This is a genomic window from Chryseobacterium aurantiacum (assembly GCF_003020585.1).
Classification (GTDB): Bacteria; Bacteroidota; Bacteroidia; order Flavobacteriales; family Weeksellaceae; genus Chryseobacterium; species Chryseobacterium aurantiacum.
In genome coordinates this window covers 109,633-125,710 of sequence record NZ_PXUE01000006.1, presented here as the reverse complement: position 1 = coordinate 125,710, position 16,078 = coordinate 109,633, and the positions used below count along the sequence as shown (strand labels likewise).

Annotated in this window: 20 protein-coding genes and 1 pseudogene; 20 read left to right on the top strand and 1 reads right to left on the bottom strand. The window is 35.4% G+C overall.

Annotation, left to right across the window (positions count from 1 at the left end; all coding sequences use genetic code 11):
- Nucleotides 1-151 precede the first annotated feature (151 nt).
- The 7 genes from C7D53_RS17980 (at nt 152) to C7D53_RS17950 (ending at nt 6,539) form a co-directional block, all read left to right on the top strand.
- On the top strand, nt 152-703 hold the full coding sequence (locus C7D53_RS17980; RefSeq protein WP_106917787.1) for an RNA polymerase sigma factor: 552 nt from the start codon (nt 152-154) through the stop codon (nt 701-703).
- A 17-nt stretch (nt 704-720) separates the two neighbouring features.
- On the top strand, nt 721-1,257 hold the full coding sequence (locus tag C7D53_RS17975) for a hypothetical protein (RefSeq protein WP_106917786.1): 537 nt from the start codon (nt 721-723) through the stop codon (nt 1,255-1,257).
- 9 nt (nt 1,258-1,266) lie between these two features.
- Entirely contained in the window at nt 1,267-1,776 is a 510-nt protein-coding gene (locus tag C7D53_RS17970) for a hypothetical protein (protein ID WP_106917785.1), read from the top strand.
- 89 nt (nt 1,777-1,865) lie between these two features.
- Entirely contained in the window at nt 1,866-2,867 is a 1,002-nt protein-coding gene (locus tag C7D53_RS17965) for a hypothetical protein (protein ID WP_106917784.1), read from the top strand.
- 84 nt (nt 2,868-2,951) lie between these two features.
- Entirely contained in the window at nt 2,952-4,748 is a 1,797-nt protein-coding gene (gene lepA, locus C7D53_RS17960; protein WP_076352866.1) for a translation elongation factor 4, read from the top strand.
- 174 nt (nt 4,749-4,922) lie between these two features.
- Nucleotides 4,923-5,378: a T9SS type A sorting domain-containing protein gene (locus tag C7D53_RS17955; RefSeq protein WP_106917783.1), complete on the top strand. Its 456-nt coding sequence runs from the start codon at nt 4,923-4,925 to the stop codon at nt 5,376-5,378.
- Nucleotides 5,379-5,387: 9 nt separating this feature from the next.
- Nucleotides 5,388-6,539: an NHL repeat-containing protein gene (locus C7D53_RS17950; RefSeq protein WP_106917782.1), complete on the top strand. Its 1,152-nt coding sequence runs from the start codon at nt 5,388-5,390 to the stop codon at nt 6,537-6,539.
- A 37-nt stretch (nt 6,540-6,576) separates the two neighbouring features.
- On the opposite strand, the gene C7D53_RS17945 is transcribed toward C7D53_RS17950, so the two are convergent.
- Nucleotides 6,577-7,221 (bottom strand): DUF1579 domain-containing protein, encoded by a 645-nt coding sequence (locus tag C7D53_RS17945; protein WP_106917781.1) that lies wholly within the window; start codon nt 7,219-7,221, stop codon nt 6,577-6,579.
- A 123-nt stretch (nt 7,222-7,344) separates the two neighbouring features.
- Between C7D53_RS17945 and C7D53_RS17940 the strand changes: the two genes are divergently transcribed.
- The 13 genes and pseudogenes from C7D53_RS17940 to C7D53_RS17880 all read left to right on the top strand — a co-directional run bounded on the left by C7D53_RS17940 (nt 7,345) and on the right by C7D53_RS17880 (nt 16,009).
- Nucleotides 7,345-8,040, top strand: a complete 696-nt coding sequence (locus tag C7D53_RS17940) for an NUDIX hydrolase (protein ID WP_106917780.1) — start codon at nt 7,345-7,347, stop codon at nt 8,038-8,040.
- Between the two features lie 280 nt (nt 8,041-8,320).
- Complete coding sequence (locus C7D53_RS17935) at nt 8,321-8,863, top strand: NADAR family protein (protein WP_106917779.1); 543 nt, start codon at nt 8,321-8,323, stop codon at nt 8,861-8,863.
- A gap of 31 nt (nt 8,864-8,894) precedes the next feature.
- The gene (locus C7D53_RS17930; RefSeq protein WP_106917778.1) at nt 8,895-9,446 is read left to right on the top strand and encodes a 2OG-Fe(II) oxygenase; all 552 of its coding nucleotides are present in this window, start codon (nt 8,895-8,897) and stop codon (nt 9,444-9,446) included.
- A 77-nt stretch (nt 9,447-9,523) separates the two neighbouring features.
- Nucleotides 9,524-9,859: a hypothetical protein gene (locus tag C7D53_RS17925; protein ID WP_106917777.1), complete on the top strand. Its 336-nt coding sequence runs from the start codon at nt 9,524-9,526 to the stop codon at nt 9,857-9,859.
- A gap of 2 nt (nt 9,860-9,861) precedes the next feature.
- On the top strand, nt 9,862-10,716 hold the full coding sequence (locus tag C7D53_RS17920; protein WP_106917776.1) for a hypothetical protein: 855 nt from the start codon (nt 9,862-9,864) through the stop codon (nt 10,714-10,716).
- On the top strand, nt 10,717-11,790 hold the full coding sequence (locus C7D53_RS17915) for an adenylosuccinate synthetase (protein ID WP_228422424.1): 1,074 nt from the start codon (nt 10,717-10,719) through the stop codon (nt 11,788-11,790).
- Nucleotides 11,791-11,868: 78 nt separating this feature from the next.
- Nucleotides 11,869-12,462: a DUF4291 domain-containing protein gene (locus tag C7D53_RS17910; protein WP_106917775.1), complete on the top strand. Its 594-nt coding sequence runs from the start codon at nt 11,869-11,871 to the stop codon at nt 12,460-12,462.
- 11 nt (nt 12,463-12,473) lie between these two features.
- On the top strand, nt 12,474-12,884 hold the full coding sequence (locus C7D53_RS17905) for an ADP-ribosylation/crystallin J1 (protein WP_106917774.1): 411 nt from the start codon (nt 12,474-12,476) through the stop codon (nt 12,882-12,884).
- 57 nt (nt 12,885-12,941) lie between these two features.
- On the top strand, nt 12,942-13,448 hold the full coding sequence (locus C7D53_RS17900) for an O-acetyl-ADP-ribose deacetylase (RefSeq protein ID WP_106917773.1): 507 nt from the start codon (nt 12,942-12,944) through the stop codon (nt 13,446-13,448).
- A gap of 4 nt (nt 13,449-13,452) precedes the next feature.
- A complete protein-coding gene (locus C7D53_RS17895; protein WP_106917772.1) occupies nt 13,453-14,139 on the top strand; it encodes an SIR2 family NAD-dependent protein deacylase in 687 nt (228 codons plus the stop codon).
- Between the two features lie 25 nt (nt 14,140-14,164).
- Nucleotides 14,165-14,647, top strand: coding sequence for a hypothetical protein (locus C7D53_RS17890; RefSeq protein WP_106917771.1), 483 nt, complete (start codon nt 14,165-14,167; stop codon nt 14,645-14,647).
- Between the two features lie 18 nt (nt 14,648-14,665).
- A pseudogene (locus C7D53_RS17885) lies at nt 14,666-15,207 on the top strand (RNA 2'-phosphotransferase).
- 70 nt (nt 15,208-15,277) lie between these two features.
- The gene (locus C7D53_RS17880; RefSeq protein ID WP_106917770.1) at nt 15,278-16,009 is read left to right on the top strand and encodes a metallophosphoesterase family protein; all 732 of its coding nucleotides are present in this window, start codon (nt 15,278-15,280) and stop codon (nt 16,007-16,009) included.
- The last annotated feature ends 69 nt before the right edge of the window (nt 16,010-16,078 follow it).

The following is a 16,078-nucleotide window of genomic DNA, read 5'->3' as shown; positions in this document are numbered from 1 at the left end:
GAAAGGAAGATGAGTACAGAAGCCATGAAGATAAATAGAGGCACGTTTATTGCGTAACTGTCTCATATTATTTTTAATATTTAAACCGAAAATTGAATAATTAATTTAACTTTCAGTTATTTTTGTAATCCAAAACAATGAAAGGCATCTTATGAAGATTAAGGACGCGGAAATTATTTCGTTGATGCAGAACCCACGGACCCAGGATAGAGGTGTCCGTGCCTTGATGGATGCCTATCAAAGCAGATTGTACTGGCACATAAGAAGAATTATTGTGGACGGAGATCTTGCCCAGGATACTTTGCAGGAAACTTTTATTAAAGCTTATCAGAATTTTCATCAGTTCAAGAATGATAGCCAGTTGTATACCTGGCTGTACAGAATTGCTACCAATGAAGCACTGCAGCAGGTTAATAAAATGAAGAAAATGCAGAAAACGGATGAAGATCCGGAGTATCACATGCAGAATCTTGTTGCAGACAATGCTGATGATGATGCTGAAGAAATACAAATTTTGCTTCAGAATGCTATACAAAGCCTGCCCGAAAAGCAGAAACTGGTATTTATGATGCGGTATTATGATGATTTGCCTTATGAGGAAATTTCAAAAATTGTGGACATGTCTGTAGGGACATTGAAAACCAATTATCATTATGCTAAGCAGAAAATAGAAGATTATATTAAGAAAAATTACGAAAGATAATTTTTGATAAAACAAAGATGAAAGAGTTCGACATAGAAAAATTAGAACGTAAAAACATTTACAAAGTCCCTGATAATTTGTTTGAAAATATTCAGGAAGGTATTTTGAATGATATAAAGACAGAGAAACAAGCACCTGTCTTTAAGTTAAACTGGATGTATGCTGTAGCTGCATCATTGGCTTTGATCTTTGGGATAACATTTGTTTTTAATTACAATAATGATTCTGCAGATAAAGGGTTGAATTCAAAAGGAGTATATGCTATAAATAAGACAGAACCTAAAACGGAGGGCGAAATTGCATATGAAACATTGAAAGATGATTTAACTTCGGTTGAAAATAATAATCAAACATCTGTAAATCAGAAAGGTACTATTGATTTTTCCATCAACAATGGAAATCAAAAAGAAACAGTATCACAAAAACCGGTGAAAGCTGTAGTAAAAAAAGAAGAAAACAGAATGAATGAGTATCTGGATTCGTTTTCCAATTCCGAAATTGCAGAATTGGCCAGTAATTCAACTCAAGACGTTTATTTGGATTTATATAACTAATAAAGAAAGATGAAAAAGATAATATTGACGTTTTTTATTATTTATGGTTTTGGCTTTAATGCTCAAATCAATGATTATGATTGGAAAAAGATGGATCCTAAACAAAGAAAGGAAGTCATCAACAATCTTTCTCCTGAAGAAAGAAAGGAACTCTTGAAGAAATTCAGGAACAATATGATCATGGATAATTTGAATGTTGATGCCGGTGATAAAGCAGAATTTACACAGCTTTACAACGAGTATCTGGACAGTCAGAAACAGATAAAAAGTCAGTTTGATCCAGGCTTTAACCCTGAAACATTATCAGATGATGAAGCAAAGGCAAAATTGCAGCAAAGCTTTGAAATAGGACAAAAGCTTCTGGATAACAGAAAGAGATATGCAGAGAAAATGCAACAGATAATTCCCTGCCAGAAAGTTCTGAAGCTGTTTCAGTCTGAGGGTATGATGCGGGATAAAATGAATGAAAGAAAACCTCACGGAAACAATAATGCTACGGGACCTAAACAGACCCCATAATAGTTTATTTTTTTAATGTTGGACGGCTCTCACAGATTTTTTTGTGGGAGCCGTTTGATTAAATTTATATTTTTGCGGAAACTGATTTTATGAAGAAGATCCTTCAAATTGTACTTATTTGCATTAGCATAATCACTTTTGCTCAAAAGAAAGAGATTATAAAACTTAAAGGTAATATTCCCAATAACGGAGACCGTGAATACAGCGCATTACACGTTATAGACCAGAGAATAGATAAAAGCATAGGAATCCTTCCTTTTGATGATCATAAAGAAGCAAGAGAGATTGTTTTTGAAAATTCACCCAATGACGATTTGGGAAATTGGTATCGCAAAAGCAACTATAAAGGGGGAAAACAAGAACTGATTTTGGTTTTAAAGGCGCTTAAACTGTCTGTAAATGAGACAGGAAATACAAAAAATCTGGGAACTATCGATTTCTCAGTACATGCTTTTGCAAAAGAAGGAGAGCAATATCATTTTCTGTATAAAAAAGATACTGTTTTTGCTTTCAGTAATAAAGATGTTTCGGATGTTATGGTTAAAAATATTCATCATATTTTCTCAGGTTTTCTTTTATTGACCTATAATAAAAAACCATATGCAGATATTTTAACCCTTGATGAGGCTTCAGACTATGAGGGTTATATTAAAAATAACTACGAAATCTTTAGAACAGAAACTCTTAAAGAGGGTATTTATCTGGATCATATATCTTTTTTTAAGCAAATTCCAGAAGATGGAGATTTTGTTCTGGAAAAGAATGGACATAGTGGAGGGGTGGTAAGGGCTATAGCAGAGAAAGACGGGAAAAAAAAGAGGATTTCTGCTTCTAAGATGTTTGCATATGTAGAAAATGGGAAAGCTTATAAAAAAGTATCTGAAAGGTTTTTGGAATTGAACAGAAATAAAAAAGGATTTTATCTATTGTCTAAACCTGCGGACATTTTTTCAACAAATGCAAGTCCTTTTATGATGATGGGCCTGGCAGGAGTACTAATACAAAGTATAACAACAGAAAGGATAAACAATGATGCGGTGAAAGAAATTTATATTGATCCTCTTACCGGAGAATATGATATTTCTGAATAGAAATTAAATAAATTGATACATTAAGATAATGAGATACAATAATCTCTCTCTTTTTTTTATCTTTGCAAATTACAAGATTCTTAAATGAAAAACATACGAAATTTTTGCATAATCGCTCATATCGACCACGGTAAAAGTACCTTGGCAGACCGTCTTTTGGAGTATACGAATACCGTTACCCAAAGAGAATTACAGTCTCAGACGCTTGATGATATGGATTTGGAAAAAGAACGTGGGATTACGATTAAATCTCATGCAATCCAAATGGATTATGAATATAAAGGCGAAAAATATATCTTAAATCTGATTGATACACCGGGACACGTTGATTTCTCTTATGAAGTTTCCCGTTCCATTGCTGCCTGTGAAGGAGCGCTTCTTATTGTAGATGCTGCGCAGAGTATTCAGGCACAAACGATCAGTAATTTATATTTAGCCCTGGAAAATGATTTGACAATCATTCCGATTTTAAATAAAATTGACCTTCCATCTGCAAACCCTGAAGAAGTAACCGATGAGATCATGAACCTGATTGGCTGCGAATATGAAGATGTATTAAGAGTTTCAGGAAAGACAGGAGAGGGAGTTCATCATTTATTAGAGCAGATCGTAGATAGAATTCCTGCACCCGTAGGAGATCCTGACGGTCCGCTTCAAGCATTGATTTTTGACTCTGTGTATAATCCATTTAGAGGAATTGAAGCCTATTTCAAGGTAGTAAACGGAAGCATTACTAAAAATGAAAAAATTAAATTCTTTGCTACCGGTAAAGAATATGGAGCTGATGAAGTAGGTACCTTAAAACTGAAGCAGGTTCCAAAGAAAAGTGTTCAGTGTGGAGATGTAGGATATTTGGTTTCCGGTATTAAAGATGCCCGTGAAGTAAAAGTAGGAGATACAATTACTTCATTTGACAAACCTGCTGCTGGCCCAATCGATGGATTTGAAGAAGTAAAGCCAATGGTATTTGCCGGTATTTATCCAATTGATTCTGAAGATTTTGAAGAACTAAGATTCTCCCTTGAAAAACTTAGGTTGAATGATGCTTCCCTTGTTTTCGAACCGGAAAGTTCTGCCGCTCTTGGTTTTGGATTCCGTTGCGGATTCCTGGGAATGCTTCACATGGAGATTGTTCAGGAACGTCTTGACAGAGAGTTCAATATGAACGTAATCACGACGGTGCCTAACGTTTCTTATTTTGGATATACTAAAAAAGAACCTGAGGTTCCTATCTTGATTAATAACCCATCGGAAATGATGGATCCATCCACAATGGATAGAGTAGAAGAGCCATTCATTAAGGCATCTATCATTACAAAATCTGACTTCGTGGGAGCTGTAATGACTCTGTGTATTGAAAAAAGAGGAGAGATTGTTAACCAAAGCTATTTAACATCAGAAAGAGTAGAATTGATTTTTAATATGCCTTTGGCTGAAGTTGTTTTTGACTTCTACGACAGGTTAAAATCAATCTCTAAGGGATATGCATCATTCGATTATCATCCAATCGGATTCAGAGCTTCAAAGCTTGTGAAAATGGACATCCTGATCAACGGTGATATGGTAGATGCCCTTTCATCTTTGATTCACGACAGTAATGCTTACTATATCGGTAAAAGAATGTGTGAAAAGCTTCGTGAACTAATCCCGAGACAACAGTTTGATATCGCTGTTCAGGCAGCTTTAGGAACTAAGGTTATCGCAAGAGAAACCATTAAGGCCCTAAGAAAAGATGTTACTGCAAAATGTTACGGAGGAGATATTTCCAGAAAGCGTAAGCTATTGGAAAAACAGAAAGAAGGTAAGAAGAAAATGAAGCAGATCGGAAGGGTAGAAGTACCACAATCTGCATTTATGGCTGTATTAAAGCTTAATGATTAAGACAAACATTAATGATATTAAAACCGGTATAACTACCGGTTTTTTTGTGCTTTTATTTTTATAATTGAAGTCTATTTTTCTTTTAAAAGGTATTTTATAGCAATCCAGTTAACATAATATAAGTTTTTATATTCTGATATTTCTTTATACTATATTTATGCAAAATTAATTTCCATGAAAAAAATCTATTTGCTTAGCGGAATTTTGTGCTCCGCTTGGTTTTATTCCCAGAGTTTTGTGGGAGGGCTCAATTCTGGTGGGGTATCCCATGAGAATCTTATTCATTCTGTTGGAGAAATTTATGTAGTGCCTACCAATCCTGATGAACAGAATTCCGGTACGTTGGGAGTGCTGTCTCAGACCGTATTAACCGTTTTAGGCGTTAATGAGGTGGTTACTAATCAAGAAAAAATAAATGTTTTTCCTAATCCAACAGCAGATTATATTACCATTACAGTCTCTTCAAAGAAAAAACCGAAAGATGTTTCGATATATGATATGTCAGGAAAATTGGTTTCTCAAAAAGAAATTAATAACAGCCGTATTGATCTTTCGTTTTTGCCTAAGGGAGTTTATATGCTTACATTCAATGATTTAGAACTAAAACCTGTAAAAATTATAAAAAAATAAACCAGTACCATGAAAAAACTATACACTCTTATTCTAGCTCTTTCCACGGCTGTTGTTTTCGCACAGCTTCCTAATGCATTTTCTTATCAAGCTATTGCTTTTAATTCAGGTGGAGCACCCGTAGCGAATGGCAATGTATCTGTGAGAATCAGTATTTTAAATAATTCTGTGAATGGAACCAATCTTTATACTGAGACGCATTCTAAAACAACTAATTCTAAGGGATTAGTTAACCTGAATATCGGACAGGGAACACCTGTTTCCGGAGTATTTTCAGGAATAAACTGGTCTGTAAATTCCAAATTCATCAAAGTGGAAATGGATCCTGCAGGAGGCAGTAATTATACCAATGTTGGTACAAATCAGTTAATGAGTGTCCCTTATGCTATGGTCGCTCAAAAAATTGATGTTTCTTCCCCAAATTCTTCAATAGGAGATGATATTGTTGAAGGAAAAAGTAGTAATTATTATTTTCTGGATAAGTTTGACCGCAAGATATATGCTTTTAATTCCAAAACAGGAACTTGGTCTTCCAAGCTATATAATGTAGGATATAGTAACAATAATATACTTCCTACCATTACGGCTTCCAATGGTAATATTATATTCACAGACAAATATGAACGAACAGTAAACGTTTTCAACTCCAAGACTGGAAATTGGTCTTCCCAGCTTTATAATATTTGGTATTATAATAATGGTTATTTGAGTCCTAATGTGGTAACCTTAGATAGTGGTAATGTAATGTTTATTGATAATCATGATCATAAAGTATATACATTTAATTATATTAGCGGAGGATGGGCAGAAAAAGAATTCAACATAGGTTATCCTAACAATAATATTGCTCCTACCGTTATTTATTCAGGAAGTAACTTCGCATTCGTAGACAAATATGAGCATAGTGTAAAAGTGTTCAACTCAAAAACTATGGAATGGAAGACTCAGGAATTTAGCCTTGGATATTTTTACAATGATGGAGGTTTAGGAAATCCGGAAATCACGGTTTCTAATGGGAATTTCCTTTTTACAGATAAATATGATCATAAAGTTTATGTATTTAATTCAAAAACAGGAAACTGGGTGGCTCAGGAATTCAATGTAGGATATTTTAATAACAATATGAGTACTCCGACTACCTTGGTATCGGAAACAAAATAAATAAAAAACCCGCATCAATGGATGCGGGTTTTTTATTTTAATTCTTACGGGTGAATTTTATTTCCATGGTTTTCATTTCTTTTCCTGTTTTAGGATTAGGCCCATACATTTCCAAAGTATGGTTATTGTCATCCGTAAAAGTATAGACCTCCCTTACGTCACATTCTTTTCCCGGTTGGCTAGGGTCTGTCATTTTACCTTTAAAATCAATTGATTTTTTAGCCGGATCCCAGTCTCCTTCAGCACGCATTAAGCCTGTTCCCATGTTGTCTATCCACGTACTTACAAACTTTTTCTTGGCGTTATCATATCCCATTACGCTCATGCCTTCAAATGGCATTCCCATGAAATTTCCTTTGTAGTTACTTACCTGATAACGGCCTTCAAAAATCATTTTATTAGTACATTCCGAAGTACTGGTAACTGCTTTTCCGCTATCGTCCATCCACATACTGGTAGCGCCGGTCCAATTTCCATCAAATTTGGCCAGCATTTTATGCATGTCACCCGGAGTTGCAAATTCCATCCATGCTTTTGTAGCGGTTGCAGAATCTACAGGCTTCCATTCAGAAGCTGAAGCCATAGAATCTTTTTTATCTGAGCTTTCTGAGGCAGAGGTTTTTACTTTTTCGCATGATGCAAGTAAAAAACCGATCGAGATGATTGCTAATAAATTTTTCATAAATATTTAATTTTAAGTTGGTTATAATCATAACTTAAAGGTAAGAACTTTTATTATAGATGAAAATATTTTTTATTCTTGTGATAAATCGTAGCTTTGTGTATTCGTAACGCAAATTAATTTATGGAGTCTCCTAAAAAACTACAAGATATAAAAGTGGCTGTTGATGCTGTTATTTTCGGCTATTTCGATAAGAAAGACCTGCAAATACTTTTAATCAAAAGAAATATTGAGCCTTTTAAAGGTGGATGGGCCCTTCCCGGAGGATTGGTTCTTGATGATGAAAATCTAGATGATGCGGTCAAAAGAGAGCTGCATGAAGAGGCCGGCATTAAACCCGATTTTTTAGAGCAACTCTACACATTTGGGAACGTAGGTCGTGATCCCCGAAATAGAGTGGTTTCTGTGGCTTATTTGGGGCTTGTAAATCCATCTTACCACGAACTGTTTGCAGATTCTGATGCAGATGATGCACAATGGTTTAGTATCAATAAGCTTCCATCGGTTGCCTTTGATCATAAAACGATTATTGACATGGCCTTAAAAAGACTTCGTACTAAAATTCAATACCAGCCAATCGGCTTTAACCTTCTCAATGAAGAGTTCCCTTTCTCGGATCTTGAAAATCTTTATAAAACAATTGTAGGACAGGAAATAGACCGAAGAAACTTCCGTAAAAAAATAATGAGCTATGGACTGCTTAATGAAACCAATAATGTTAAAAAAGAGGGAAGCGGAAGACCGGGAAAGCTTTTTACATTCAATCAGGAGAAATATAAGGAACTGGAAGAAGAAGGTTTCTATTTTGAAATCAAATAGATTTGTCTAAAAGATGATCTAAATATTTATAAACAGGATTTGTGAAATGAAATAAATCTAAGCGGGCTTTGGCCCGTTTTTTTTTCAATATACATTCCGTAGGCATTGGCCAAAATGTATGGAATTCTTATTTTTTGTATAAATATTTTATCATTCTATTTTTTTATTGAAAATTTAATATATGAAAGTCAAATAGTTATACTTATTAGTGTAAAAATGACACAAATAAATTTGGAGGATAAATTAATATTCCTTTAAATTTGTGTAAAAATAACACATAATGGATTACACCCTACAAAATATTAAAGACAGATTTCAGAGAAAAGAAAGAATAAAGTTTCTGTTTTTCTGGGGACATACGGTTAAGAATGAAATTACCAAATCCTGTTTTAGTCAATGGTTTTCAGGAAGATTTGAAGAAAACGGAATCATTTATAAAACGGCGGAACATTATATGATGGCCGGAAAAGCAAGATTATTTAATGATACTGAAACCCTGGAAGAAATATTGCAAGCGGCTACACCCAATCAGGTAAAAAGCCTGGGCAGAAAAGTAAAGAACTTTGATCCAAAAATTTGGGACGAACAGAAATATGAGATTGTAAAAAATGGTAACCTTTTAAAATTCTCTCAAAACAGAAAATTTAAAGAATTTCTTTTATCTACCAACGATAAAATTATTGTAGAAGCCAGCCCTTATGATAAAATCTGGGGAATAGGAATGCTGGAAACGGATTCAAGAGCAGAAAACCCATTGCTATGGAACGGAGAAAATCTTTTAGGATTTGCCCTGATGGAAGTAAGGGATGAACTGAGAGGGTAAAAACACAATAACCAATCACCCAATAGTAATCATGGAAAAAATAGAATTACACCCACAGATATTTCTAATTGAAGATTTCCTCACGGAAGCTGAATGCAATGATTATATAGTTTTGTCACAAGAAAAGGTTTTTGAAGAAGCCAAAATTAATGTGGGAGGAAGACAGCTTATGAGCAAGGGGATCAGGAATAATGACCGACTGATGATTTTTGATAATAATCTGGCAGAAGAACTTTTTAAAAAAGCGGCTGAATTTCTTCCACAAGATCATGAAGACTTCACACTTCTTAATTTTAACGAGATGTTCAGAGTATATAAGTATTCTACAGGACAGCAATTTAAGATGCATCGTGACGGAAGTTATATAAGAAATGATCAAGAAAAAAGCTTTTACACATTTTTGATCTATTTGAATGATGATTTTGAGGGTGGAGAAACAGAATTTGAAAACCTGTTTACCGTTGCCCCTAGAAAAGGAACAGCATTAATCTTTTACCACCCCTTAAGGCACGAAGGAAAAACATTAATCAGTGGTTTGAAGTATGTTTTAAGAACAGATGTAATGTATTCCCGTAACAAGTAAAGAAATAAATGCGGGAATAGTGCACTGCTATGTCTTTTTTAATTAGCGTAATAATAACACAAAAAAAACAATTGGATATGGAAGATGAATTAAAACCAAGATTTATCGAATCATTACAAAGAAATAATGACCAGATCAGAGAAGACCGCGCAAGAACAATTGGAGAAGATTCAGAATTGATCTACAGGCGAAAGGTTGAAGATATTGAGTTGAAAATAAAAAGACTTGAACGCGAGCAGGAAGGGCTTATTGATATCAGCCCTTTGGACAGAAATAGTTTGACTTTTGCGGATTTTAACCCAGAAGCATTCATTCAGAAAGACATGGAATTATCATTAACAATCAGAAATCTAAATATCCAGCTCGAAGTTACCCAAAAGAGATTTGAATATTTATTCGGAAAAACATTTTAGCTATGGGAAGTACAAGATACGATATAGACGCTCGTTATGACAGAGCAAGCAAAGCCGGTTATGGAACAAAATCTGCCGGAGAAATCTTCACACAGAATGCCAAAAGAACAGCGCATAAAACAATGATTCCTCATGGTATTTCTTTCAGGGAATCCAGAGACTCTGAAGTACATCCGAATACGGTTCCCATTATTTTGGGATTGGATGTGACCGGAAGTATGGGGCATATTCCGCATGAGCTGATCAGAGAAGGCTTGCCTAAGCTGATGGGAGGGATTATTCAAGGTGGAGTTCCGGATCCTGCATTGCTTTTCCTGGGAATTGGTGATCATGAATGTGACAGCTATCCATTACAGGTAGGGCAATTTGAATCAGGTGATGAAGAATTAGATATGTGGCTTACCCGTACCTACATTGAATCCGGAGGAGGTGGAAATGCTGGTGAAAGTTACCTTTTGGCCTGGTATTTCGCCGCTTTCCATACCAGAACGGATGCCTTTGAAAAAAGAAAACAAAAAGGATTGTTGTTCACAGTAGGAGATGAGCCCTGTCTTAAAGTACTTTCGGCATCTGCCATTCGGGAAATTATGGGTTCAGGGCAACAAACCTATACGCATTATGAATTACTGGAGGAAGCAAAAAAAAGATACGAAGTTTATCACATTAATGTTCTCCATTCAGATCAGGCGGTAAGAGCAAACAGAGGGTGGAGAGAACTATTGGGACAAAACTGCCTATCAATTGAAGATCATAGAGAAATTCCTGATGTTATTAAAAAAATTATCTATGAAAAATATAAGGATCAAACCTTTGGAACAACAGATTTAGGAGGAATAGACAACGTTAAAATGCTTTAGATGATGAAAAAGGCGCAAATAGTTATAGGATTAGGCTTCGGAGATGAGGGAAAGGGAATTACTACAGACTTTTTAGCTTCTCAGAATCAAAATTCTGTGGTAATAAGATTTTCAGGAGGGCAGCAGGCCGCTCATACGGTCATGATTGATGATCTGAAACACATTCATTCCAGCTTTGCAAGTGGAGCACTTCGAGGATTACCCTCTTATTTTGCGGAAAATTGCACCATTCATCCTGAATTTCTATTGAATGAAAGAGAGGAATTAAAGGAAAAAAACGGAAACATAGAACTTCATATTCATCCATTGGCCAAGGTAACCACCCCTTTTGATGTCTGGCAAAACAGAACAAGCTCAAAGAACCTGGAACACGGTACCTGTGGTAAAGGAGTCGGAGCAACAATGAAGAGAAACGAAAGTCCTTATAAACTATTTGCCATTGATCTTATAGGACCAAGAGAAATGTTAATAGAAAAGCTAAAAGGAATTGCTTATTACTATGGTCTTATGGAAGAAGATCAGATAGAAAAGGAACTAAAGTCTTTTTTAGAAGCCATTGATAAGATAGATTGGAAAATAGATGATTATAATTATCTGAAATCATTTGAAAACCTCATTTTTGAAGGGAGCCAAGGAATTTTACTCGATATGGATCATGGTGTTTTTCCGAATGTAACCTATGCCCACACCACCTCAAAAAACGCATATGAGATTTGCAAACAGCTCAAAATTGATGAGATCGAAATGTATTATGTGACAAGAAGCTATGGGACGCGCCACGGAAATGGCTGGATGAGCAATGAAAAGGAGATCATTTTAAAAAACAATGAAGAAGAAACCTGTACCTTTAATGAATACCAGAAAGAGCTTAGGTTTGGAGATTTAGATTATAAGCTACTGAATTATGCCTTGAAGTTAGATGCAGCTTATACTTTGTCAACAAAAAAGAACCTTGTTGTAACCTGCTTAGACCAAATTGATGAAAAATTTAAAATTGATAAGCTGGAAGTAAAATTTGACGCCATTTACGGATCATACTCTCCCTACGCAAAAGATTTTAAAAAGCTCTTTTAAAGCCAGTAAGATAAGGTATTAATTCTATATTTAATGTGGGAATAGAATGAGGTTGAAATAATGATTTAAAAATAAAAGATGAAAGAATTTGAAATAAGAGCAGATTATAACGGAGATACTATCGTTGTATATCAGGCTTACAATAATGAAATTGCAAAATCTGCAGTAGAAAATCAGAAATTTTGTGCTCCTTTTTCGTTTAACAGAATGACTTGGATTAAACCGTCTTTTCTTTGGATGATGGAACGCAGTAACTACGGGCAAAAATCAAATCAAGAATGTATTCTTGCAATACATATTAAAAGAGAAGCCTGGGAAAAAGCTTTGAATCAGGCTATTTTAACCTCTCCCGAAAAAAGAGTTTACTCCAATCCTAAAACTTGGGAGGAGCAATTTGAAAATGCAAAAGTGTATATGCAATGGGATCCTGAGAGGAATATCAGAGGAAACAAATTGGATTATCGTTCAATTCAGATAGGAATTAGTCGTTATTTGATAGAAGAGTTCAACGAAGAGTGGATTGTAAAAATAGAAGATTATACGCCTTTGGTAAAAAAGATCTTAAGTTTTACCAAGCAAGGAGATTACAATAAAGCAAAGAAGCTGTTGCCAATAGAAAAAATATATCCATTATCAAAGGAATTTGCCCATAAAATAGGAGCAGATATTTAAAAATAGAGAGGATGAAGACAAAAAGACTTTACAGGCCGGTAGGAGAAAAAGAAATGATTTTGATTATAGAAAACGGATTTAAAAATTTCCCGCCAAGATTGGAATGGCAGCCTATTTTTTATCCTGTTCTTGATGAAAATTATGCTTCTGAGATTGCTGAGAAATGGAATACCAGAGATGAGTTTGGAAATTTTCTTGGCTTTGTAACTCAGTTTGATATATTGGAAGAAGTGGCAGATCAATATCCTGCCCAAAATGTAGGAGCCAGAAACCATAATGAATTGTGGGTTCCGTCAGAAGAACTAAAAATATTTAATGAAGCTATCGTCGGAAATATTGGAGTGATAAAAGTCTTTATCGGAAATGACTTTAAAAAATCTGAAAATAACGAAATAGCTAAGCTGATAGCTATTTTAAAATAATAGCTATGAATGCGCTTGCGAAAAAATAGTGTATTCATTGCAAAAAAATAAAACACAATGAAAATTGAAATAATAAAAGGAGACATCACAAAGATCCAAGCTGATGCGATAGTAAATGCAGCCAATTCGTCCCTATTGGGTGGTGGTGGAGTAGACGGAGCTATTCATCGTGCCGGAGGACCATTGATTTTAGAAGAGTGCAGGGCGATAAGAAATAAACAAGGCAGATGCAATACGGGAGAAGCGGTTGTAACTACAGCGGGAAATCTTCCTGCACAATATGTGATTCATACTGTGGGACCCGTTTGGAACGGAAATGAAGAAAGAGAATCAAAGCTTCTGGCAAACTGCTATTATAATTCTTTAAAATTAGCAGAAAGTCTTGGTGTGAAAACCATTGCCTTTCCTAATATCAGTACAGGAATATATAGGTTTCCAAAAGAGCTGGCAGGAAAAATTGCCTTAGATGAGGTAAAAAAGTTTCAGTCAGAAATCATAAAGAAAATTATATTTGTTTGTTTTGATGATGAAAATGAAATGATCTACAAAAAACTATTAGATTAAACCAATGAAAAAACTAACCATATTAAGCGGAGCAGGAATCAGTGCCGAAAGCGGAATACAAACATTCAGAGACGGAGATGGTCTCTGGGAAAACTATAAAGTAACAGACGTGGCAAGTCCGGAAGGGTGGAGAAGAGATAGAGAGATGGTTTTGGAATTTTACAACCAAAGAAGACGCCAGCTTCATGAAGTAGAACCTAACGAAGCCCATCAATTACTGGCAGAACTGGAGAAACATTTTGAGGTTCAGATTATTACCCAAAATATAGATGATCTGCACGAAAGAGCAGGTTCCACCAATATTCTTCACATTCACGGAGAATTGTTCAAGTCTTGCTCATGTAATAATAAAAGCCTGATTTATGAACAAAAAGGAGATATCAACCTTGGTGACAAAGCCGAAGACGGAGCCCAGTTAAGACCCTTTATTGTCTGGTTTGGGGAGGATGTTCCTTTGTATCAGACGGCGAGAGATCTGGTAAAAGATTCAGATATTTTAGTGGTTATTGGAACCTCACTACAGGTATATCCAGCGGCCGGACTGATCCATGATATCAAGGATGATTGTCTTTTAATTGTAATCAATCCCAACGAAACAGGTTTTGGCTACGGGCAAAGAGCCGTAGTGATGAAAGAACCCGCAACAAAAGGAATGAAACTGTTATTTGATAAACTGGTAAACCTTGCCTGAGGGATAATAAATACTCCATATAATAATGAAACCCTTCATAAAAATAATATCAAACCTCTTTTCCCCAAAAGAGGAAGTAGACTTAAAGAATCCCCCTGAAGAAAGGCTACCTGGATACAACGAAAAAGTAGAAGTTGATAAATACATGGAAATTGACCATGCTGGGGTAAAGAATTATGAAGATTATTTATTCAGAACGCCGGATGAAATATTGAAGATATTCAATAATAAAATGTTGCTTTGGGTGGATCAGAAAAATAATTTACTAGGATTTTCAGATAGCAAAAGAAGTAAATTATTTATTTTGACTGATATTAAAGGGTTTGAAATTCAGAATATGCTTCCTGCAAAAGGGCAGGGAGGTTCGTTTCTTTCCGTTTGTTTATCAAATGGGAGATTCTCAGAGATTTCTGAAGCCGGAGTTTATACCTTTGATAAATATGCAGATGACCTATCAAAAATAACAGGAATAGCAGTGACGTTCGCCCCCGAATATTATAATTGCTAATTAATAAGAACACCAACCATGAACGAAATAGAAACAAAGAAAATAAGTAAATTTTTAAGCCTTATTCTAAGGCACCAACCTGAAAGTATAGGCCTAAAGCTAGATGAAAGCGGATGGGCAAATGTAGAAGAGCTGAGAACAAAATCAGCTAAAAAAAGAATGCATTTTACCATAGAGGAACTAGATGAGGTAGTAGAAACCAATAATAAGAAAAGGTTTGCATTCAATGATGATAAAACCAAAATCAGAGCCAGCCAGGGACATTCTATCGATATAGATCTGGCCTTGGAAGCATTGCAACCCCCTGAATTTCTTTATCATGGAACTGCAGAAACTAATATATCTTCTATTTTGGAAAAAGGAATCGAAAAAAGAAGCCGTCAACACGTACATTTAAGCGCAGATAAAGAAACTGCTATAAAAGTTGGAAGAGACATGGTAAGCCCGTTATTCTGACCATCAGAACAGGAAAAATGCACGAAGATGGACTGTTCTTTTATCAGTCTGCAAACGGAGTATGGCTCACGCACTTTGTAGATTCAAAATATATATCGAAATAGCAAGATAAAAGAACCCACGAAAAGCATAAAAATTGTAAAGCCAATTAAGAGATAGGTAAAAATATAAAAGATGAGCAGAACTTTAGTAATAGGTGACATCCACGGAGGGTTTAAAGCATTGCAGCAAATTTTTGAACGTGCTGAGGTTACTCCAAATGATAAATTAATCTTCCTTGGAGACTATGTAGATGGTTGGAGTGAATCTTCGCAGATTATTCAGTTTCTAATAGATCTTTCTCAAAAGCAAGAGTGTATTTTCATTAAAGGAAACCATGATACCTGGTGTGAAGATTGGCTGGCACTGGGACAAGATCCTGATATGTGGCTTTTTAATGGCGGAAAAAGCACGGTGGAAAACTATGCAGAGTATCAGTTGGAAGACCTGGACAGTCACCTTGAATTCTTTCAAGGGATGAAAAGCTATCATGTGGACGATCAAAACCGATTATTTATTCATGCAGGATATGCTTCCATGCATGGTCCCGAAAAAGAAGTGTATTCCAGCAACTACCGCTGGGACAGAACCCTTTGGGAAACGGCAGTAGCAATGGATCAGAAACTAAAAAAGAATTCCGAGTTATACCCGAAAAGACTGCTTTTATTCAAGGAAATATTTATAGGGCATACCCCAACACTGGATATTGGAAGTAAAATCCCTGTAAACAAAGCCAATGTCTGGAATATGGATACCGGAGCAGCTTTCACAGGAGCTCTGTCCATCATGGATATAGACACCAGAGAATTCTGGCAAAGTGACCCGCTTCCATCCTTGTATCCTGATGAAAAAGGAAGAAATAAATAATTTTAAATAAACCTCATACGTTTTCGAAACCTATGAGGTTTTTCATTTTTACAGAACAATTTCGTCTTT